We start from the raw sequence: 19,558 nt of genomic DNA on the forward strand, positions 1-19,558 counted from the left end.
GGTCGTTTCCGAGGCTCTGAAGGCCGGGGTGCTGCGAGACTCAGGCTGCTTCTCCGGCCGGAGCGTTCACGTCGGCCGGGAGCGCCGCCTTGGCGAGGGCCACGAGGCCGGCGAATGCCGCCGCGTCGGAAACGGCCAGCTCGGCGAGGTTCTTGCGGTCGACCTCGATCTCGGCCAGACGCAGACCCTGGATCAGGCGGTTGTACGTGATGTCGTTCGCCCGTGCAGCAGCGTTGATACGCGTGATCCACAGCTTGCGGAAGTCGCCCTTGCGCGCGCGGCGGTCACGGTAGGCGTAGGTCAGCGAGTGGAGCTGCTGTTCCTTCGCCTTGCGGTACAGGCGCGAGCGCTGTCCGCGGTAGCCGCTGGAGGCTTCGAGAATCGAACGACGCTTCTTCTGGGCGTTTACCGCCCTCTTTACGCGTGCCACTGAAAAATCCTGTCAATCTTGGGGCGGTGAGCTGCCCCGGGTGGTCAGTAAAAGGGTGTCGACTCAGATGTCGAGCAGGCGCTTGATGCGAGGAGTGTCAGCCTTGCTGACGACAGCCACGCCATCGAGGCGACGGGTCACCTTCGTGGCCTTGTGCTCGAGCAGGTGGCGGCGACCGGCCTTCTGGCGCAGGATCTTTCCGCTGCCGGACACCTTGAATCGCTTCGCGGTGCCGCTGTGGGTCTTCGACTTGGGCATGGAGTCCTCAGTTCTCTGTATCCGGACCGTGATCCGGGTCGTGCTGGTGTAGTCGGACTAGCTGGTCGGCGCTTCGCCGGGCGCACTGTCGCCCGCCTGCTCCGCAGGTGCCGCCGGAGCCTGCGCCGGCGCGGCCGGCGCGGGAGTTGCCCGCTGCGCCGGCGGCGCAGCGGCGCTTTCCTGCGCCTTCACACGGGTCTTCGCGCCCTTGTGCGGAGCGAGCACCATCGTCATGTTTCGACCGTCCTGCTTGGCGGACGTCTCCACGAACCCGAGATCCGCCACGTCTGCACCGAGACGCTGCAGCAGCCGGAATCCGAGCTCCGGACGCGACTGCTCACGTCCGCGGAACATGATCGTGACCTTGACCTTGGATCCGGCTTCGAGGAAGCGCACGACGTTGCGCTTCTTCGTCTCGTAGTCGTGATCGTCGATCTTGGGGCGGAGCTTCTGCTCCTTGATGACCGTGAGCTGCTGGTTCTTGCGCGACTCACGCGCCTTCTGCGCGGCCTCGTACTTGAACTTGCCGTAGTCCATGATCTTGCAGACCGGCGGGCGAGCGTCGGGGGCCACCTCGACCAGGTCGAGATCGGCCTCGAGGGCCAAGCGGAGTGCATCTTCAACACGCACGATGCCAACCTGTTCACCTCCGGGTCCGACGAGGCGGACCTCGGGAACTCGGATGCGATCGTTGATGCGGGTCTCAGTGCTGATGGGGCCTCCTAGGTTGAACGGTCTTGTCTCGAGACCGCCAGCAGCCCGTACGCCCGGATTCCCAACAAAAAAGCCCCGCTGCGGTGAATGACTCTCACCATGCGGGGCCCGATGTCGACCGATCAGACGAACTCACGGCTCACGCCGATCCCTCATCTCCTCACACTCGAGGAACTCGAACCGAGTAGCCTCGGACCGAGCGACCGGACCACTGAACTGCAGTTTTACCTGCCGCGCAGAGGTGGGAGTCGGACTCCACTTGCTGCCCCCGACAAATCCGAAGGCGGTCGTTGCGTCAAGAGTAACATTTGCGCACGTCGTGAGCTAATCGATACCGGGACGTTGCGCCGGCGGACGCTGGTGGAATCCTCTAAGGCATGACGGACAACATCGATGACACCCCGACCGACGGCACCCTGACCGGCGGTGACCAGAATACCGACGTCCGGGAACTGGCCGACGTTCCCTCGGTCGAGGTCATCAGCCGCGCCGCGGTCATGCTCATGAGTTCGGCAGCCGAGAAGCTCGGCCTGTCCGACGCCGACCCCGACTCCAGCCCCCACCGCGACCTCGACGAAGCCCGCCGGGTCATCACCGCCCTCGCCGGCCTGGTGACCGCGTCCATCGAGTACCTCGGACCGCACGCGGGACCGATCCGGGAAGGCCTCCAGGCGCTGCAGCGCGCGTTCCGCGAAGCGTCCTCGCATCCGGACGAGCCGGGCAAGGGTCCGGGCGAGAAGTACACCGGCCCCGTGTACTGACATGGCGAGCCGCAACAAGACCACGCAGACGCCCGCCGGCGTCGACGAGTTCCTCGCCACGATCGCCGATCCGGTCAAGCGCGCCGACAGCGCACGACTGGTGGAACTGCTCACCGCCGCGAGCGGGGAGCCCGCCGCGATGTGGGGCACGAGCATCGTCGGGTTCGGCTCCCGCCACTACAGGTACGCCAGCGGGCACGAGGGCGATACCGCACTGATCGGCTTCTCGCCCCGGGCCGCGGCACTCACCCTGTACCTCTCGCTCGACTTCACCGAACACGAGGCCGAACTCGCCGCCCTCGGCAAGCACACACTCGGCAAAGGGTGCCTCTACGTCAAGAGGCTCGCCGACGTCGACGAGTCGGTTCTCGTCTCGTTGCTGAACCGATCCGTGGCCGCCGCCCGCGCGCTCTGATCGGATCTCACCGTTCGAACACGCTGCGCGCGTCGGCCGGCGGTTCGCCGAAGAGGCTCGGATCGCGCGGGACGAACGACCGGCCGGTGAGGGTGGCGTCGGACACCCGATCCAGCCGGAACCACCGCACACCCGCCCGGCTCCGGCACCACGCGACGAGGAACCACGATCCCCTCGTGTGAGCGAGAAGGTGCGGTTCGACGACGCGTTCGGTGCGCTCACCATCCCGGTCCACATACCGCAGCGACACCATCAGCTCGCGCTGCACTCCGTCTTCGACGACGCGGCGGATGCGTGGTTCCGTGCTCGCCGTGTCGGCGTCTCGCCGGATCCACACCTTCGCGCCGAGTCGCTCCACCCGCTCCCTCGACTCGGCGTCCATCACGTCGAGCAGTTTGGCCAGCGCGGCCCGGCCGTCGGTCGCGAACGGCGCATCGCGAAACGCCGCGAGGGCCAACGCCACCGAAACTGCTTGAGCGGGAGTGAAATTCACCGGCGGCAACGTGCCGTTCCCGATGATCCCGTATCCCCCGCCCGGCCCGGCAGTGGCCCGGATCGGGGCGCCCGAGGACTGCAGCACGGCGATGTCCCGCTTGATCGTCCGGGTGGTCACCTCGAACTGCTCCGCCAACTGCTCCGCGGTCCGGCCCCGGTTCCCCGCGCGGCGCAGTTCTTCCGTCAGGGCGTGGAGGCGGGCTGGACGGTCCATGAGGGCAGTCTGCCGAACGACCGCGGCAAAGTCCCGATTCTCGCCGACCGATTCCGTTACGCGACTGTGACACATACGGTGACACGCAGATGTCACCGATACGGGTTCACTCTTGTCTCATGACCCAGACAAGCGAAGCACACGACAGCACAGGCATTCACATCATCCTGGCTCCCGGATTCTGGCTCGGCGCATGGGCTTGGGAGGCAGTGGCTTCCGACCTGGTCCGGCGAGGTCACCACGTCACCGCGGTGACCTTGCCCGGACTCGACTCAGCGGACAGCGACCGTGCAGGCATCGGACTGGACGATCACATCTCCGCAATCGCGGACGCCGTCGCGGCCACACCGTCGTCGGAGCGGGTGGTGCTCGTGGCGCACAGCGGTGCGGGTCCGGTGGCCTACGCGGCGAGCGATCGAGCGCACGACCGACTGGCCCGCATCGTCTACGTCGACTCGGGGCCGCTGCAGAACGGCACCGCACTCCGGGAGGATCTCGATTCTTCGGTCACCGAGATCCCGCTTCCGTCGTGGTCCGAACTCGAGGCCGAAGGCAGCAGCCTCGACGGGCTGGACGACGCCACGCTCGAGATATTTCGAAGCCGCGCAGTGCCCGAACCCGCCGGCCCGGCGAGGGACAGGCTCGAACTCGTCGACAGCAGCCGTCTGGACGTGCCGACCACGGTGATCTGCACCAGCTTCCCGTCGGAGGTCATCCAGCAGATGGCCGGCGCCGGTCATCCGATGGCCGCCGAACTCGCGCAGATCGCGAAGGTCGACTACGTCGATCTGCCGACCGGCCACTGGCCGATGTGGTCGCGGCCCGCAGACCTCGCGACCGCGATCGACGCGGCCGCGAGCGACTGACCGAGCTCAGCTGACTGCTGCGGCCTTCTTCGGCGCCCGCTTGCGTGGTGTCGCCGTGGCGGCCGCGGCAGTCTTCTTCGTCGAAGCGGGCTTCCGCGTCGACGTCGACTTGGCCGCCTTCGACTTCGCCGCAGCGGGAGGCGCCGGCACCTCGAGGACGTTTTCCAGGAACCGACCCGTGTAACTCTCCGGAACCTGCGCCACCTCCTCCGGGGTGCCCTGCGCGACGACGGTGCCGCCGCCGGACCCGCCCTCGGGCCCCATGTCGACCACCCAGTCGGAGGTCTTGATCACGTCGAGGTTGTGCTCGATCACGATCACCGTGTTGCCCTTGTCGACCAACCCGTTGACGACCCCGAGCAACTTGCGGATGTCCTCGAAGTGCAGACCCGTCGTGGGCTCGTCGAGGATGTACACCGTGCGGCCCGTCGACCGTTTCTGCAGCTCGGCGGCGAGCTTCACGCGCTGCGCCTCACCACCGGACAGCGTCGGTGCGGGCTGACCGAGCCGCACGTACCCGAGACCGACCTCGACCAGGGTCTTGAGGTAGCGGTGGATCGAGGTGATGGGCTCGAAGAACTCCGCGGCCTCCTCGATCGGCATGTCCAGCACCTCGGCGATGGTCTTGCCCTTGTAGTGGACCTCGAGAGTCTCGCGGTTGTACCGGGCGCCGTGGCAGACCTCGCACGGCACGTACACGTCGGGAAGGAAGTTCATCTCGATCTTCAACGTGCCGTCGCCGGAGCAGGCCTCGCACCGGCCGCCCTTGACGTTGAACGAGAACCGGCCCGGCTGGTAGCCGCGCACCTTCGACTCGGTGGTGGCGGCGAACAGGGTGCGGATCTTGTCGAACACCCCGGTATAGGTGGCCGCGTTGGACCGCGGGGTGCGGCCGATCGGCGACTGGTCGACCTGCACGAGCTTGTCCAGCTGGTCGAGCCCGTTGATGCGGGTGTGCCTGCCCGGTACCTGGCGGGCGCCGTTGAGCTTGTTCGCCATCACCGTCGCGAGGATGTCGTTGACGAGCGTCGACTTACCGGACCCGGACACACCGGTGACCGACGTGAGCACGCCCAGCGGGAAGCTGACATCGATGCCCCCGAGGTTGTGTTCGCGCGCACCGATGACCGTGACCTGCCGCTTGCGATCGACCGGTCGGCGGATGGCCGGAATCTCGATGTGACTGCGGCCCGACAGGTAGGCCCCGGTGAGGGATTCCTCGCAGTCCAGCAGTTCCTCGTACGGCCCGCTGTGGACGACCTTGCCTCCGTGTTCGCCGGCGAGCGGCCCGATGTCGACGACCCAGTCGGACGTGCGGATGGTGTCCTCGTCGTGTTCGACCACGATGAGCGTGTTCCCGAGGTCGCGCAGGCGCGTCAGGGTCTCGATGAGACGCCGGTTGTCGCGCTGATGCAGACCGATCGACGGCTCGTCGAGGACGTACAGGACGCCGACCAGGCCCGAGCCGATCTGGGTGGCGAGGCGGATACGCTGCGCCTCACCGCCGGACAGCGTCCCGGCGGCGCGAGCGAGCGACAGGTATTCGAGGCCGACGTCGAGAAGGAAGCCGAGACGCGCCTGAACTTCCTTGAGCACCTGACCGGCGATGGCCTCCTCGCGACTGCCCAGCGTGAGGCTGTTCAGGAAGTCGGCGCAATCGGAGATCGACAGTTCACAGACCTCGGCGATCGACTTCATGCCGAACTTCTCGTTCGCGATCGTGACCGACAGGATCTCGGGGCGCAGACGCGCACCGCCACATGCGGGACAGGGGGTGTCTCGCATGTAGCCGTCGTAGCGTTCCTTCATCTGGTCCGACTCGGTCTGCTCGAGGCGGCGGTGCAGGAAGGGCATGACGCCCTCGAACTCGGCGTAGTAGGAACGGGTACGCCCGTACCGGTTCTTGTACCGGACGTGGACCTGCTCCTCGCTGCCCTCGAGGATCGCCCGACGTGCCTTCGCGGGCAGCTTGTTCCACGGCGTCTTCATATCGAAGCCGAGAATGTCGCCGAGCCCGGACAGCAGGCGGCCGAAGTATTCGGAACTCTGCCCCATCGACCACGGCGCGATGGCGCCGTCCTCGAGGGACAGCTCGGGGTCGGGGACCACGAGGTCGGGGTCGACCTCCTTGCGGATTCCGAGACCCGTGCACTCGGGGCAGGCGCCGTAGGGGGAGTTGAACGAGAACGACCGGGGTTCGAGGTCGTCGATGGAGAGAGCGTGGCCGTTCGGGCATGCCAGCTTCTCCGAGAATCGGCGTTCCCGGTCTGCGGCGTTCTCTTCGCGGTCGACGAAGTCGAGGACGACGATGCCCTCCGCCAACCGCAGCGCGGTCTCGACGGAGTCGGTGAGCCGCTGCTTGGAGCCGGCCTTGACGGTGAGGCGGTCGACGACGACCTCGATGTCGTGCTTCTCCTGCTTCTTGAGCTTCGGCGGATCGGAGAGCGGATGCACCACGCCGTCGACCCGCACACGCGAGTAGCCCTGCATGTTGAGCTGGTCGAACAGGTCGACGAATTCGCCCTTGCGGGTACGCACGACGGGAGCGAGCACCTGGAAGCGGGTGCCTTCCTCCATGTCGAGGACCTGGTCGACGATCTGCTGCGGCGTCTGCCGCGCGATCTGCTCGCCACACACCGGGCAGTGGGCGGTGCCCGCCCGGGCGTACAGCAGACGGAGGTAGTCGTAGACCTCCGTGATGGTGCCGACCGTCGACCGCGGGTTGCGGTTGGTCGACTTCTGGTCGATGGACACCGCCGGCGACAGGCCTTCGATGAAGTCGACGTCGGGCTTGTCCATCTGACCGAGGAACTGGCGCGCGTACGCCGACAGCGACTCGACATAGCGTCGCTGGCCCTCGGCGAAGATCGTGTCGAACGCCAGACTCGACTTGCCCGAGCCCGACAGCCCGGTGAACACGATCAGGCTGTCGCGGGGCAGATCGAGATCGACCCCTCGCAGATTGTGCTCACGGGCACCCCGCACGATAAGGCGATCCGCCACTCCATGTCCCTTCATTGTTCGACAACCGAGGACGCGCACGAACGCTGAGCCCTCTGGCCGTGCCATGGTAGGCCGGGGCACCGACACGTTCTGTGGGACGGATGGCCGCCCTGCCACTCACCTGCCTGTATTCGACGGTAGCCTCCCCATCATGACCGAGCAGCCCATGGTGATAGAAGACTCGTACACCGGCCACGTCTCCCCCGGTGCGGCGCCGCAGCGCCGCACGGTTCCGGGAGCCACGATCACGAAGATGTCCGTCGGCCCCATGAACAACAACGTGTACCTGGTCGTCTGTTCCACAACCGGAAAATCCGTCCTCATCGACGCCGCCAACGAGGCGGACCGCGTCAACCAGTTGATCGGCGAACACGCGCCGTCCCTCGAGCTGATCGTCACCACGCACCAGCACGGCGACCACTGGCTGGCGCTCGAGGACGTCGCGGCCGCCACCCGCGTGGACACCGCCGCGCATCCACTCGACGCCGACGCACTGCCCGTCCGGCCCGACCGCCTCCTGGAAGACGGTGACACGGTCACCGTCGGCGACGTCACCCTCGACGTGATCCATCTCGCCGGCCACACCCCCGGCTCCGTCGCGCTCGCGCTCACCGAGGCCGGCGGCGGACGCACCCACCTCTTCACCGGTGACTCCCTCTTCCCCGGCGGCGTGGGCAAGACCGCCGACGCCGGCAAGTTCGCATCACTGCTCTCCGACGTCGAAACCAAGCTCTTCGACCGCTACGGCGACGACACGGTCGTCTACCCCGGCCACGGTGACGACACCACCCTCGGCACCGAGCGCCCCCACCTCGGGGAGTGGCGCGAGCGCGGCTGGTGACCGCAACCGATCGCCGATTGCGCACCGGACGGTCCGCGATTGGCGATCGGCCTCCCTGGGTACTGGTGAATGGGCAGCCTGTCGGTTCGGCAACATGCTCGTACGCCGACGACTGCCCTGAACTCTCGTTAGTGTGAGACGGGAGAACTCGAGATTGGGAGGCCAGGAATGCTTGTCCGTCGTATCGCTCGCCCACTGCTGTCCGCAGTCTTCATCAGCGGAGGGATCGATGCACTTCGAAATCCGGCGCAGAGAGCACAGGCCGCTGCACCACTGATCGACAAGTCCACAGAGACGCTTCCCGAGTCCGTCACGCAGAAGATCCCGTCCGACCCGGAGACGTTGGTCAAGATCAACGCCGCCGTGCAGATCGGCGGCGGAATTCTTCTCGCCACCGGGAAGGCACCGCGACTCGCATCGCTCGCGCTGGCCGGCAGCCTCGTGCCCACGACCGTTGTGGGGCACGACTTCTGGAACGAAACCGACCCGGCGAAGAAGGCGGCACAGCGCACTCAGTTCCTCAAGAACGTCAGCCTGCTCGGCGGACTGTTGATCGCCGCCGTCGACACCGAGGGCAAACCGTCCCTCGGCTGGCGTGGCCGCCGCGCCGCCCGGCACGCACAGGAGACCGTGGTCGCGGCCCTGCCGCTCGGATCGGGTCACGACCATCACGGTCCCGAGATCGCGGAGGCGTTGGCTGTGGCGTCGGAGCGTGCCCGCATCTTGACCGAAGAGGCCGCAGAGCGCGGATCCGAACTCCTCGAGGTCGCGAAAGACCGTGGCGCCGAACTCGCGAAGGTCGCGGCGGATCGCGGCCCCGAGTGGGCGGACGTCGCGAAGGAACACGGCTCCGAGTGGGCCGAGGTCGCCAAGGAACACGGCTCCGAGTGGGCCGAGGTCGCCAAGGAGCGCGGCGCGGAACTCGTCGAACTGGCGAAGGAACGCGGAGCGGAACTCGTCGACGTCGCGAAGGAGCGCGGCCCGGAATTGGCCGAGGTCGCCCGCGAGAAGGGCGGCGAATGGGCCGGCACCGCCGCGGAACACGGCGAGGTCCTGGGCAAGCGGGCCCGCAAGCAAGCGGAAGCCGCGCTCGAGAAGGCCCGAGCGAAGCGGGACGAACTGTCTCACTGACCCCGAGCCGCGGCGCCGACCTGCGCCGGATAATCGATCTGATCGGCCCCGGAGATCGCCCCTGACCTGCAATGTCAGCGGGCGGCCTCCGGGGCCGACTAGACTGTCCAGGCACTTTTGCAGCCGATCCGGCTGCAGCCGAACCAGTCAAGGAGACCTCTTGCCCGACGAGGACACGTCACGCGACGAGCGCGAGCTCGAGCAGCAGTACGTGACGATGCTCTACACCCGACTGGACGGCCTTCGCCAGTACGCGGCGAACCGGCTGAGCCGTGTACTGCTCGAAACCGGTGGGACCCCGCAGGCCCGCAGCGAGCGGGAGTCGTTCAACCAGCTCTACACCGAAGACCTCGCCAAGTACGACGCCGCGGAGAACGGACTGTGCTTCGGGCGCATCGATCTCGACGGCGAGCATCGCTACATCGGCCGACTCGGCATCCTCGACGAGGAGAACGACTACGAGACGATGCTCCTCGATTGGCGTGCGCCCCTTGCCCGCCCGTTCTACCTCGCCACCCCCGCAGCCCCCGACGGCGTCTCCCGTCGACGGCACATCCGGACGCGGAGCCGCCGGGTGACGGCCGTCAACGACGAGTATCTGGATCTGGCGGCGGCGGAGGCCGCGGGCACGATCACCGGCTCGGACGGCGTCGCGGGTGAAAGTGCACTGCTCGCCGCGCTCAACGCGGCCCGCACCGGTCAGATGAACGACATCGTCGAGACCATCCAGGGTGAGCAGGACACCATCATCCGGTCGGAGCACAAGAGTGTGCTGGTGGTCCAGGGAGGACCGGGCACCGGCAAGACCGCGGTCGCTCTGCACCGCGCCGCCTACCTGCTCTACACCTACCGGCAGCAGCTCGCGAAGGCCGGCGTCCTCATCATCGGCCCCAACGCCACGTTCCTCGACTACATCGGCCAGGTGCTGCCGTCGCTCGGCGAGACCGGTGTGCTGCTCTCGACCATCGGCGACCTCTACCCCGGTGTCCGCGCCACCGTCGAGGACAGCCTCGACGCCGGCGAGATCAAGGGCTCGCTCGACATGCTGGACGTGCTCAAGAAGGCAGTCCGGGATCGGCAGGAAGTGCCGTCGCATCCCGTCGAGCTGACCTTCGACACCTACCGGATCACCCTCGACCGCAAGGTCGTCACCCGCGCTCGTGGCCGGGCGAGGTCGTCGCGGCGCCCGCACAACCTGGCCCGGCCCATCTTCGTCTCGTCGGTCATCGAAGCGCTCGCCCAGCAACTCGCGGACACACTGGGCGCCAACGTCGTCGACGGCGGGAACCTGCTGAGCCGGGACGACATCGCCGACATGCGGGACGAGATGCGTGAAGACCCGGACATCATGACGGCGATCAGCGCGCTGTGGCCGGAATTGTCGCCGCAGCAGGTCCTCGCCGAGCTGTATGCGTCGCCGAAGCGACTGGCCGACGCCGCCCCGAATCTGACCGAAACGCAACGTGAGTCGTTGCGACGCCCCGTCATGCGCGGCTTCAGCGCCGCCGACGCGCCACTCCTCGACGAATTGGCGGAACTGCTCGGCGTCGACGACGCCGCCGAACGGGAGCGCGCCCGCCGCCAGTGGCGAGCGCAGATCGCGGATGCCCAGGGCGCTCTGGACATCCTGACCGGTTCGGCGCCGCAGGATCTCGAGGACGAGCTGGACCCGGAAATTCTGATGGCGTACGACCTGATCGACGCCAGTCAGCTGGCCGAACGCCACGACGTGGGACAGCACCAGACCACCGCGGAGCGCGCTGCGGGCGACCGAACCTGGACCTACGGCCACGTGATCGTCGACGAGGCGCAGGAGCTCTCGGAGATGGCCTGGCGAATGCTGATGCGGCGCATACCGAATCGCTGGATGACGCTCGTCGGCGACACGGCGCAAACCGGCGACCCGGCGGGAACGTCGTCGTGGCAACGGATCCTCGAACCGTACGTGGCCACCCGGTGGAAGCTCACAGAACTGACCGTCAACTACCGCACTCCGGCGGAGATCATGACGTCGGCACGGCGAGTTCTCGCCGAGATCGACGCCGAGCAGACCGTGCCGCGGTCGGTGCGCGAATCCGGTTTCGCACCATGGGCACTGCAGGTGTCCGAATCCGAGCTCGTAGACACCGTGCGCACCTGCGTGTCCCGGGAATCGGGACCGGGCACGACTGTCGTGATCGGGGGCCACGACCTCGTCGCCGTACTGGCCGATCTGAAGTCGGACACCGTCAGCGTCCTGACGGTGCGGGACGTCAAGGGGTTGGAGTTCGACTCGGTGCTCATCGCCGAGCCACAGGACATTCTCGACGAGTCGCCGCGGGGAATGAACGACCTCTACGTCGCCCTGACCCGCGCGACGCAACGACTCGGTGTGGTGCACACGAAGACGTTGCCCGCGGTGCTGTCCGAACTCGGTCCGGCCGAGGTCGGGATCCTGTCGTGACACCGGGCGGTCGCGGTCGGCTGATCGGGTGTGGGCTCGCCCTCACCACGATCGTGCTGACCGCGTGTTCGGAGGCCACCGCTTCCGACCCGCCGTCGACGGCCCCGCCTGCGCCCACTACGTCCGCATCACACCTGGACGCCCGTGGCCTGCGCTACAAGGAGTCACTGATCGAGGCCGGCATACCGGCGCTGCCCGACGACACGGTGATGGCGCTGGCCAACGGGATCTGCGGTCAACGGTCCGGCGGCACCGACGAGGCCACGATCCTCGCGCATCTGACCCCGATGGCGCAGTTCGCCTCGGCGACATCGGATATCGGCCTGACCGCCGAACAGGTGGCGCAGGTCTATCTCGATGCCGCCGAGGCGAACTACTGCTGATCAGTCCCTGGTCTCAGCGCACCGTGTGGACGATGAGGACGTCGGACGTCGACTTGCGTGCGGCATCCGACGGAACGGAGCCGAGGAGACGCCCGGTGAGCGTGTTGAGTCCGCGGTTGCCGATCACCAGAAGACCGGCCTCGACCTCGTCGACCAGGTTCAGCAGCGACTCGACGGGGGCACCGACGACAGCGCGCTCCACGACCTCCTTGGCGCCGGCGGCGTGGGCGCGCTCCTTCGCGGTGCGGAGGATCTCGTACGTCGGGGCGGAACCGGTGATCTGGTAGGCCTCGTCGCCGAGCGCGTCGGCGGCCTGCCCGACGTCCTTCGGATCGGCCGGGTAGTACGCGCAGGCGATGATCAGCTTGGCACCGGCGTCTCCCGCGATGGCAGCAGCCTTCTCGACGGCCAGAAACGACGACTCGGAGCCATCGGTTCCGACGACAACGGTCCGGTAGGCGCTCATTCATTCCTCCATGTCTGCGGTGGTCAATTGGCCGGGGTCCGGACATACGTCATGCCTGGACCCAGCAGCCACTGCGCTGACCCTAGCCGTATCGCTGCCCGCATAGGTGCATTTGCAACACATGCCACAAGGGATATCCCCAGTGCATGACGGATCACATTCCGGATGCGTGCGGGCTGTGATCGGCGTCAGCGCGACGTGCCGACCTTGGGACCGAAAACGCCGGCGGGGAACACCCCCGCCGCGACGATCGCGTCACGCCACGGGGTCGCGAGTGCGACGAGCCGGGCCGCCCCGTCCTCCCCCAGCGCGGCCCACGGGGCGAGCGCGAGATCGTCGGTGAGGTCCTCCACCAGTTCCCGGAGTTCCTTACCGTCGGCGGTGAGTTCGCCCCGGGCGTCCAGGATCTCCCGGTCACGGAGACTCTCGCATGCCGAGTCCCACTGGTCCTGGGTCCAGGCACGGCGCGTGATCGCGAACTTCTTCTGGAAGCCGAACCCGGTCGCGGTGTGTGTGATCAGCGATTCGAGTCCGCTCAGTCCCGCTGTCTGCAGGGCGGCGACGTGACCGTCGCCGCGGTACTCCCGCAGCAATGTGAGGGCATGCCAGAAAGCGAGGTGCGGTGCGTCCGGCCACGCCACCTCCGCGTACCCCGCATACAGCGGCCTGCCCTCGACACCCGGGATCCCCCGGGCCGCGATCGACGCGAGTTCGGCGGCCTCGGCCATCTCCGGTGAACTCGTCACCGATTCGCCGAGAAGTCGCACATACGCCTCCCCGACCGCCCGGTACCGCGCCTCGACGACTGCCGCGGGCGAGGCCAGACCCCAGGCACGCGGAATGACCGACTCGATCACTGCCGGACTGAAGTTGAAGAAGGTCGCAGTGACGACGCCCGCACCGACCGCGCCCATCGGCGCGGAGCGGCCCGCGAAGTAGCCCATCCGACCCGGCTCGAGTCCCGCCTCGACCAGACGATCCTCGACCTCGGGAACGAAATAGCTGAGGGAATGAAGCAGCTCCAAGGACCGGGCGGTACGACCTGCGTTGTGTGCATCCATACTTCAGACCGTACTGCCTCGGCGCCGTCGCTATTTCAGGCCCGCGGCGTCCATTCCGCGCAGTTCCTTCTTCAGGTCGGCGATCTCGTCGCGCAGTCGTCCGGCGAGTTCGAACTGCAGATCACGGGCGGCGTTCATCATCTGATCAGTCAATTCCTTGACCAGGTCCGCCAACTCCGCCCTGGGCATCGACTTCGTGTCACGACCCTCGTACACCCCGGCGCTGACCGAGCGCCCGGCCTCGCCCTGCGCACGGCGCCCGCGGGTGGCGTTGCGTCCGGAACCGCCGACGTCGACTCCGCTGGCCGTGTCCTCGGCTTCCTCGTAGACCTGGTCGAGGATGTCCGCGATCTTCTTCCGCAGCGGTTGCGGATCGACGCCCATCTTCTCGTTGTAGGCGATCTGCTTCTCACGCCGCCGCTCGGTCTCCTCGATCGCGTGCTGCATCGAGTCGGTGATCTTGTCGGCGTACATGTGGACCTGGCCGGAGACGTTACGAGCCGCACGGCCGATCGTCTGGATGAGGCTGGTCGAGCTCCGGAGGAACCCCTCCTTGTCGGCGTCGAGGATGGCGACCAACGACACCTCGGGAAGGTCGAGGCCCTCACGCAGCAGGTTGATACCCACCAGAACGTCGTACTCCCCCAGCCGGAGCTGCCGGAGCAGCTCGACCCGTCGCAGCGTGTCGATGTCCGAGTGCAGGTACCGCACCCGGATACCGAGCTCGAGGAGGTAGTCGGTGAGATCTTCCGCCATCTTCTTCGTCAACGTGGTGACGAGGACGCGCTCGTCCCGGTCCGCGCGTTCGCGGATCTCGTGCACGAGGTCGTCGATCTGCCCCTTGGTCGGTTTGACGACCACCTGGGGGTCGACGAGACCGGTGGGGCGGATGACCTGCTCGACGAACTCCCCGCCGGCCTGCCCCAGCTCGTACTTGCCGGGTGTGGCCGACAGATACACCGTCTGCCCGATGCGCTGGGTGAACTCCTCCCACGTCAGCGGACGGTTGTCGGTGGCGGACGGCAACCGGAACCCGAACTCGACGAGGTTCCGCTTGCGCGACATGTCGCCCTCGTACATCGCGCCGATCTGCGGGACCGTCACGTGGGACTCGTCGATGACGAGGAGGAAGTCTTCCGGGAAGTAGTCGATGAGCGTGGCGGGCGCAGTGCCCGGTCCACGACCGTCGATGTGACGCGAGTAGTTCTCGATGCCGGAGCAGAACCCGACCTGCTTGATCATCTCGAGGTCGTACTGGGTGCGCATCCGGAGACGCTGCGCCTCGAGCAGCTTGCCCTTGTTCTCGAGGTCGGCGAGCCGTTCCTCGAGTTCGGCTTCGATGTCCTTGACGGCGCGTTCCATCCGCTCGGGACCCGCGACGTAGTGCGTGGCCGGGAAAATGCGCACCGAGTCGACCTTCCGCACCACGTCCCCGGTGAGGGGATGCAGGTAGTACAGCGCCTCGATCTCGTCGCCGAAGAACTCGATCCGGACCGCCAGCTCCTCGTACGAGGGAATGATCTCGACGGTGTCGCCGCGCACCCGGAAGGATCCGCGGGTGAACGCCAGATCGTTGCGGGTGTACTGCACGTCGACCAGCAGCCGCAGCAGAGCGTCGCGCGGAACCTCCACACCGACCTCGAGCTGCACCGACCGGTCGAGGTACGACTGCGGGGTGCCGAGGCCGTAGATGCACGACACGGACGCCACCACGACCACGTCCCGCCGCGAGAGCAGGCTCGACGTCGCCGAGTGGCGCAGTCGCTCGACGTCGTCGTTGATCGACGAGTCCTTCTCGATGTAGGTGTCGGTCTGCGCGATGTACGCCTCGGGCTGGTAGTAGTCGTAGTACGAGACGAAGTACTCCACCGAGTTGTTGGGCAGCATGTCGCGCAGCTCGTTGGCCAACTGCGCGGCGAGCGTCTTGTTCGGCGCCATCACCAGGGTGGGCCGCTGCACCTTCTCGATCAGCCACGCCGTGGTCGCGGACTTGCCCGTACCGGTGGCGCCGAGCAGGACCACGTCCTTCTCACCGGCGTTGATACGGCGTTCCAGATCGGCGATCGCGGTGGGCTGGTCGCCGGCCGGCTTGTGGTCGCTGACCACCTCGAACCGCGCTTCCGACCGCTCGATATCCCCGATGGGACGGAACTCGGAATGTGCCACCACGGGGTGCTCGGATGCAAACGCCATGCAACCAGGGTAGGCGCAGGTACCGACAAACTCCCCGACGATCTCGGTCAGCTGAAAAACCCGGTAGGTTCCCCACCATGGCAGGCGCGAGTCACGACATCCACCCACCGAAGGTCGAATACTTCGACCTTCGCGATCACACCAACACCGACCCCAAGGGTTTCGTCCGCCACGTCGATCACTACCGGGTCGAACCGTGGGGGCTGTACATGGCGCGCACCTCCGACCACCGCCAGTTCCACTACCTGGAGTCGTGGCTGCTCCCCGACCTGGGTCTGCGCGCGTCGATCTTCCACTACCACCCCTACCACCAGCGCGATCAGGACCACTATGTCGACATCGGCACCTTCACCCGGGGTGACGACGTGTGGAAGTCGGAGGACCACTACCTGGATCTGGTGGTGCGCACCGGCCGCGACACCGAACTCCTCGACGTCGACGAGCTGATCGAGGCGCACAGCACCGGCCTGCTCGACACCGCGACGGTCGAGCAGGCGATCCTCACCGCCACCACGGCGATCGACGGCATCGCCGCGCACGGCCACGACCTCGGCCGCTGGCTGGCCTCGATCGGCATGCCGATCGACTGGCGGTGACCTACGCGGTCCAGCCGGTCTGCTCGGCCCATTCCCACGCCCGGTGATAGGCGCGATCGAACCACGGGGACTTCGCGTCCGCATAGGCGGTGATCGCGTCCCGGTAGTCCGTGTGCCCGGCCGCCTTCTCCGCCGCACCTTCCTTGACCGCGAGGTACTCCGTGCGGGCGTCGGTGTCGGCGCGGAGCCAGTCGCGGAACACGAGCGCGAACTGCTGTCCGGGCCACCCGTCGACCCGAACGTGGATGTTGACGGGCCGGCCCGGATCCGCGCCGCCGTGGATTCGCTTGCCCCACAGCGCCGGGTCGGTCTCTCCGCCCTGGTACGCGGGCTTCGGGTCGTCGGCGGTGATGTGCTCGATGCGAGGGAACCCGGCGTCGGCGAAAGATTCTGCCAGGTCGTCGGCCGTCTCGAGGTTCGCGACGGTCACCTGGACGTCGATGACGTCCTTGGCGGGCAATCCTTCGACGGCCGTCGACCCGATGTGGTCGATCCGGACGGCGCGATCGCCGCACACCAGTCTCAATCGAGCGATCAACCGGTCCGCCTGCGCCGGCCACTGCGGATTCGGCGGGGCGAGTTCGGGCAGGACACGGACGACGGACCGTGTGCGGATGTTGGACTCGAAGGGCACGAGACGCTCCGACCACAGTGCCCGGATCTCCGGTTCGAGCGCGCCCGGGGCGCCGCTGTTGTCGAGCCAGACGTCGGCCGCCGCCCGCCGTTGATCGTCGTCCGCCTGGGCTGCGATCCGCGCCCGCGCATCGGTCTCGGGCATCCCCCGCGATCCGACGAGCCGCTGCACCCGCTCCTCGGCATCGACGAACACGACGACGACCAGGTGGAACGCCGCGCCCATTCCGCCCTCGACCAGCAACGGAATGTCCTGAACGAGGATCGCGTCCTGTGGCGCCGATTCGATCGTCTCGGTGGTGCGCGCCCCGACGAGCGGGTGGACGATCGAATTCAGCGCCAGCCGTGATTCGTCCTCCGCAAAGGCACGCGCTGCCAGGGCAGGCCGGTCGAGTGCGCCGTCCTCCGTCAGGATCTCCTCACCGAACCGGTCGACGAGGGCGGCGAGGCCGGGTGTTCCGGGTTCGACGACCTCCCGCGCAATCAGATCGGCGTCGACGATGACGGCCCCGAGTTCGGCGAGGACCTTCGACACGGTGGACTTACCGGCTCCTATGCCTCCAGTGAGGCCGATTCTCAACACGCCTCCCAGTGTTGCACCCGCCGCGGAACGAGTACGCACGTCCCTCGCCGATCTCCACCCTCTTCCCTCTCTGCAGACTCACCTGCCCCAAATACCACAGATGTCCGACATGGTCGGTTATGTTCTAGCGAACGCACCCGACCTGCACCTTCTCGAAGAAGAGGAACGCCATGCGCGATCACCGCAACCAGTTCGGTCGGCACCGCCTCGGCATTGCGGGCGGGGTGCATTGCATCGAGATCCCCGAGGTGGCGTCCGCACTCGCGGAGCATCGCCGGACCTGGCTCACGGCACTCATCAGCCAGGGCAGGCACAGTTTCGCAACGATGCGCAAGCGTGCCGAGGTGCAGTCGTCGTCCGGCTACTGGATTCCCGCCACCGCGAACTGAGTACCCGCCTCACCCGACACTCACTGTGGCCCAACCTCCGGAGAGGTTGGGCCACAGTCATGTTGGGATGTCCGGCAACGACGAGACCCCGCCCCTGCAGTGCAGGAGCGGGGTCTTCGGCTTTGCCTGACGAGTCAGGCGGACGTGCTAGGCGTTGCCCGACAGCTTCTCGCGCAGAGCGGCGAGCTGTGCGTCGCTGGCCAGCGATCCGCCGGCAGACTCGGACGACGAGGTGCTGGCGGACGAAGCGGCGTCGGCGTCGCCGGCACCCGACTCGGAGGAGTAGCCGGCAGCAGCGGTGGCAGCCTCGGCGGCCTCGTCTGCAGCGGTCTTCTCCATCTGAGCGGTGTGCATCTTGTGGCGACGCTCAGCCTCGGCGTAGCGGTTCTCCCACTCTTCACGCTGCTTGTCGAAGCCCTCGAGCCATTCGTTGGTCTCGGGATCGAAGCCCTCGGGGAAGATGTAGTTGCCCTGCTCGTCGTAGCTGTCCGCCATGCCGTACTTGGACGGATCGAACTCGGCGTTGTAGTCCTCGTTGGCCTGCTTCAGCGACAGCGAGATGCGACGACGCTCGAGGTCGATGTCGATGACCTTGACGAGTGCATCGTCGTTGACTCCGACAACCTGGTCCGGGACCTCCACGTGGCGCTCGGCCAGCTCGGAGATGTGGACGAGGCCTTCGATTCCCTCTTCGACGCGCACGAAGGCACCGAACGGAACCAGCTTCGTGACCTTGCCGGGCACGATCTGGCCGATGGCGTGCGTGCGGGCGAACTGACGCCACGGGTCTTCCTGCGTCGCCTTGAGCGACAGGGAGACGCGCTCGCGGTCCAGGTCGACGTCGAGAACCTCGACGGTGACCTCGGTGCCGACCTCGACAACCTCGGACGGGTGGTCGATGTGCTTCCAGGACAGCTCGGACACGTGCACCAGGCCGTCGACGCCGCCCAGGTCCACGAAGGCACCGAAGTTGACGATGGAGGACACGACGCCCTTGCGGACCTGGCCCTTCTGCAGCTGGTGCAGGAACTCGCTGCGAACCTCGGACTGCGTCTGCTCGAGCCATGCACGGCGCGAGAGGACGACGTTGTTGCGGTTCTTGTCGAGCTCGATGATCTTGGCCTCGATCTCCTTGCCGACGTACGGCTGCAGATCGCGGACACGGCGCATCTCGACGAGCGAAGCGGGGAGGAAGCCACGCAGGCCGATGTCGAGGATCAGGCCGCCCTTGACGACCTCGATGACGGTGCCCTTGACGGCCTCGTCCTTCTCCTTGAGCTCCTCGATGGTGCCCCAGGCACGCTCGTACTGAGCGCGCTTCTTCGACAGGATCAGTCGGCCTTCCTTGTCCTCCTTGGTGAGGACGAGAGCTTCGACCTCATCGCCCACGGAGACGACCTCGTTGGGGTCGACGTCGTGCTTGATGGAGAGCTCACGGGAAGGGATGACGCCTTCGGTCTTGTAACCGATGTCGAGCAGGACCTCGTCGCGATCGACCTTGACGATGGTGCCTTCGACGATGTCGCCATCGTTGAAGTACTTGATCGTTGCGTCGATGGCGGCGAGGAAGTCCTCGGCGGAGCCGATGTCGTTGACGGCTACCTGCGGCGAGGTCACGGTGGTGGAGGGCATGTGTTGAGTTGCTCCGGACGGGTTGTGGTCGGTTGATGGTGTTCTGTCGGA

Annotated in this window: 19 protein-coding genes; 9 read left to right on the forward strand and 10 right to left on the reverse strand. The window is 67.0% G+C overall.

All coding sequences use genetic code 11. The features are described from left to right. Positions 1-40: 40 nt before the first annotated feature. The 3 genes from rplT to infC form a co-directional block, all read right to left on the reverse strand. Complete coding sequence (rplT, locus tag AZG88_RS06110) at positions 41-430, reverse strand: 50S ribosomal protein L20 (protein WP_005247385.1); 390 nt, start codon at positions 428-430, stop codon at positions 41-43. Positions 431-493: 63 nt separating this feature from the next. Continuing rightward, entirely contained in the window at positions 494-688 is a 195-nt protein-coding gene (gene rpmI / locus AZG88_RS06115) for a 50S ribosomal protein L35 (protein WP_005247390.1), read from the reverse strand. Between the two features lie 57 nt (positions 689-745). Further along, positions 746-1,402 carry a translation initiation factor IF-3 gene (gene infC / locus AZG88_RS06120; protein ID WP_080606194.1) on the reverse strand — a complete coding sequence of 219 codons (657 nt, stop codon included), beginning with the start codon at positions 1,400-1,402 and terminating at the stop codon, positions 746-748. Between the two features lie 377 nt (positions 1,403-1,779). Between infC and AZG88_RS06125 the strand changes: the two genes are divergently transcribed. Both AZG88_RS06125 and AZG88_RS06130 read left to right on the forward strand, forming a co-directional pair. Beyond that, entirely contained in the window at positions 1,780-2,163 is a 384-nt protein-coding gene (locus AZG88_RS06125; RefSeq protein WP_061044235.1) for a DUF1844 domain-containing protein, read from the forward strand. 1 nt (position 2,164) lies between these two features. Next, a complete protein-coding gene (locus AZG88_RS06130; RefSeq protein WP_061044234.1) occupies positions 2,165-2,578 on the forward strand; it encodes a DUF1801 domain-containing protein in 414 nt (137 codons plus the stop codon). Between the two features lie 7 nt (positions 2,579-2,585). Here the strand turns inward: AZG88_RS06130 and AZG88_RS06135 are convergent, their stop codons facing one another. After that, entirely contained in the window at positions 2,586-3,287 is a 702-nt protein-coding gene (locus AZG88_RS06135; protein WP_061044233.1) for a helix-turn-helix transcriptional regulator, read from the reverse strand. Between the two features lie 119 nt (positions 3,288-3,406). Between AZG88_RS06135 and AZG88_RS06140 the strand changes: the two genes are divergently transcribed. Next, the gene (locus tag AZG88_RS06140) at positions 3,407-4,153 is read left to right on the forward strand and encodes an alpha/beta fold hydrolase (protein ID WP_061697205.1); all 747 of its coding nucleotides are present in this window, start codon (positions 3,407-3,409) and stop codon (positions 4,151-4,153) included. Positions 4,154-4,159: 6 nt separating this feature from the next. On the opposite strand, the gene uvrA is transcribed toward AZG88_RS06140, so the two are convergent. Next, on the reverse strand, positions 4,160-7,156 hold the full coding sequence (gene uvrA / locus AZG88_RS06145; RefSeq protein ID WP_179443384.1) for an excinuclease ABC subunit UvrA: 2,997 nt from the start codon (positions 7,154-7,156) through the stop codon (positions 4,160-4,162). Between the two features lie 151 nt (positions 7,157-7,307). Between uvrA and AZG88_RS06150 the strand changes: the two genes are divergently transcribed. The 4 genes from AZG88_RS06150 (at position 7,308) to AZG88_RS06165 (ending at position 11,954) form a co-directional block, all read left to right on the forward strand. Then, entirely contained in the window at positions 7,308-7,997 is a 690-nt protein-coding gene (locus AZG88_RS06150; protein ID WP_061697209.1) for an MBL fold metallo-hydrolase, read from the forward strand. 168 nt (positions 7,998-8,165) lie between these two features. Next, entirely contained in the window at positions 8,166-9,128 is a 963-nt protein-coding gene (locus tag AZG88_RS06155) for a DoxX family protein (protein WP_061697211.1), read from the forward strand. A 160-nt stretch (positions 9,129-9,288) separates the two neighbouring features. After that, on the forward strand, positions 9,289-11,571 hold the full coding sequence (locus AZG88_RS06160; RefSeq protein ID WP_061697212.1) for a HelD family protein: 2,283 nt from the start codon (positions 9,289-9,291) through the stop codon (positions 11,569-11,571). Next, positions 11,568-11,954 (forward strand): DUF732 domain-containing protein, encoded by a 387-nt coding sequence (locus AZG88_RS06165; protein WP_005247412.1) that lies wholly within the window; start codon positions 11,568-11,570, stop codon positions 11,952-11,954. Before AZG88_RS06160 ends, AZG88_RS06165 begins: the two co-directional genes overlap by 4 nt. Before the next feature lie 13 nt (positions 11,955-11,967). Here AZG88_RS06165 and AZG88_RS06170 read toward each other — a convergent pair whose 3' ends face one another. The 3 genes from AZG88_RS06170 to uvrB form a co-directional block, all read right to left on the reverse strand. Beyond that, entirely contained in the window at positions 11,968-12,420 is a 453-nt protein-coding gene (locus AZG88_RS06170) for a universal stress protein (protein WP_005247414.1), read from the reverse strand. A gap of 188 nt (positions 12,421-12,608) precedes the next feature. Further along, positions 12,609-13,481: an SCO6745 family protein gene (locus AZG88_RS06175; protein ID WP_025432845.1), complete on the reverse strand. Its 873-nt coding sequence runs from the start codon at positions 13,479-13,481 to the stop codon at positions 12,609-12,611. A gap of 30 nt (positions 13,482-13,511) precedes the next feature. Then, a complete protein-coding gene (uvrB, locus tag AZG88_RS06180; protein WP_005260403.1) occupies positions 13,512-15,674 on the reverse strand; it encodes an excinuclease ABC subunit UvrB in 2,163 nt (720 codons plus the stop codon). 77 nt (positions 15,675-15,751) lie between these two features. On the opposite strand from uvrB, the gene AZG88_RS06185 reads away from it, so the two are divergent. Next, on the forward strand, positions 15,752-16,270 hold the full coding sequence (locus tag AZG88_RS06185) for a DUF402 domain-containing protein (RefSeq protein WP_005260402.1): 519 nt from the start codon (positions 15,752-15,754) through the stop codon (positions 16,268-16,270). 1 nt (position 16,271) lies between these two features. Here the strand turns inward: AZG88_RS06185 and coaE are convergent, their stop codons facing one another. Continuing rightward, a complete protein-coding gene (coaE, locus tag AZG88_RS06190; RefSeq protein WP_061697214.1) occupies positions 16,272-17,486 on the reverse strand; it encodes a dephospho-CoA kinase in 1,215 nt (404 codons plus the stop codon). A 170-nt stretch (positions 17,487-17,656) separates the two neighbouring features. On the opposite strand from coaE, the gene AZG88_RS06195 reads away from it, so the two are divergent. Further along, the gene (locus AZG88_RS06195) at positions 17,657-17,875 is read left to right on the forward strand and encodes a hypothetical protein (RefSeq protein ID WP_005247422.1); all 219 of its coding nucleotides are present in this window, start codon (positions 17,657-17,659) and stop codon (positions 17,873-17,875) included. 147 nt (positions 17,876-18,022) lie between these two features. Here AZG88_RS06195 and rpsA read toward each other — a convergent pair whose 3' ends face one another. After that, positions 18,023-19,507, reverse strand: coding sequence for a 30S ribosomal protein S1 (gene rpsA, locus AZG88_RS06200; protein WP_025432847.1), 1,485 nt, complete (start codon positions 19,505-19,507; stop codon positions 18,023-18,025). Positions 19,508-19,558 lie beyond the last annotated feature (51 nt).

The sequence above is a fragment of the Rhodococcus sp. LB1 genome, from assembly GCF_001583455.1.
In the GTDB taxonomy this organism is placed as follows: Bacteria; Actinomycetota; Actinomycetes; order Mycobacteriales; family Mycobacteriaceae; genus Rhodococcus_F; species Rhodococcus_F opacus.

Excerpts from the sequence above, each read along its gene's own strand:
- AZG88_RS06150 (WP_061697209.1), top strand. The coding sequence starts at position 7,308 with ATGACCGAGCAGCCCATGGTGATAGAAGACTCGTACACCGGCCACGTC.
- rpsA (WP_025432847.1), bottom strand. The coding sequence starts at position 19,507 with ATGCCCTCCACCACCGTGACCTCGCCGCAGGTAGCCGTCAACGACATC.
- AZG88_RS06170 (WP_005247414.1), bottom strand. The coding sequence starts at position 12,420 with ATGAGCGCCTACCGGACCGTTGTCGTCGGAACCGATGGCTCCGAGTCG.
- AZG88_RS06175 (WP_025432845.1), bottom strand. The coding sequence starts at position 13,481 with ATGGATGCACACAACGCAGGTCGTACCGCCCGGTCCTTGGAGCTGCTT.
- rpmI (WP_005247390.1), bottom strand. The coding sequence starts at position 688 with ATGCCCAAGTCGAAGACCCACAGCGGCACCGCGAAGCGATTCAAGGTG.
- AZG88_RS06185 (WP_005260402.1), top strand. The coding sequence starts at position 15,752 with ATGGCAGGCGCGAGTCACGACATCCACCCACCGAAGGTCGAATACTTC.
- uvrB (WP_005260403.1), bottom strand. The coding sequence starts at position 15,674 with ATGGCGTTTGCATCCGAGCACCCCGTGGTGGCACATTCCGAGTTCCGT.
- AZG88_RS06155 (WP_061697211.1), top strand. The coding sequence starts at position 8,166 with ATGCTTGTCCGTCGTATCGCTCGCCCACTGCTGTCCGCAGTCTTCATC.
- AZG88_RS06140 (WP_061697205.1), top strand. The coding sequence starts at position 3,407 with ATGACCCAGACAAGCGAAGCACACGACAGCACAGGCATTCACATCATC.
- AZG88_RS06135 (WP_061044233.1), bottom strand. The coding sequence starts at position 3,287 with ATGGACCGTCCAGCCCGCCTCCACGCCCTGACGGAAGAACTGCGCCGC.
- AZG88_RS06125 (WP_061044235.1), top strand. The coding sequence starts at position 1,780 with ATGACGGACAACATCGATGACACCCCGACCGACGGCACCCTGACCGGC.
- AZG88_RS06130 (WP_061044234.1), top strand. The coding sequence starts at position 2,165 with ATGGCGAGCCGCAACAAGACCACGCAGACGCCCGCCGGCGTCGACGAG.
- AZG88_RS06195 (WP_005247422.1), top strand. The coding sequence starts at position 17,657 with ATGCGCGATCACCGCAACCAGTTCGGTCGGCACCGCCTCGGCATTGCG.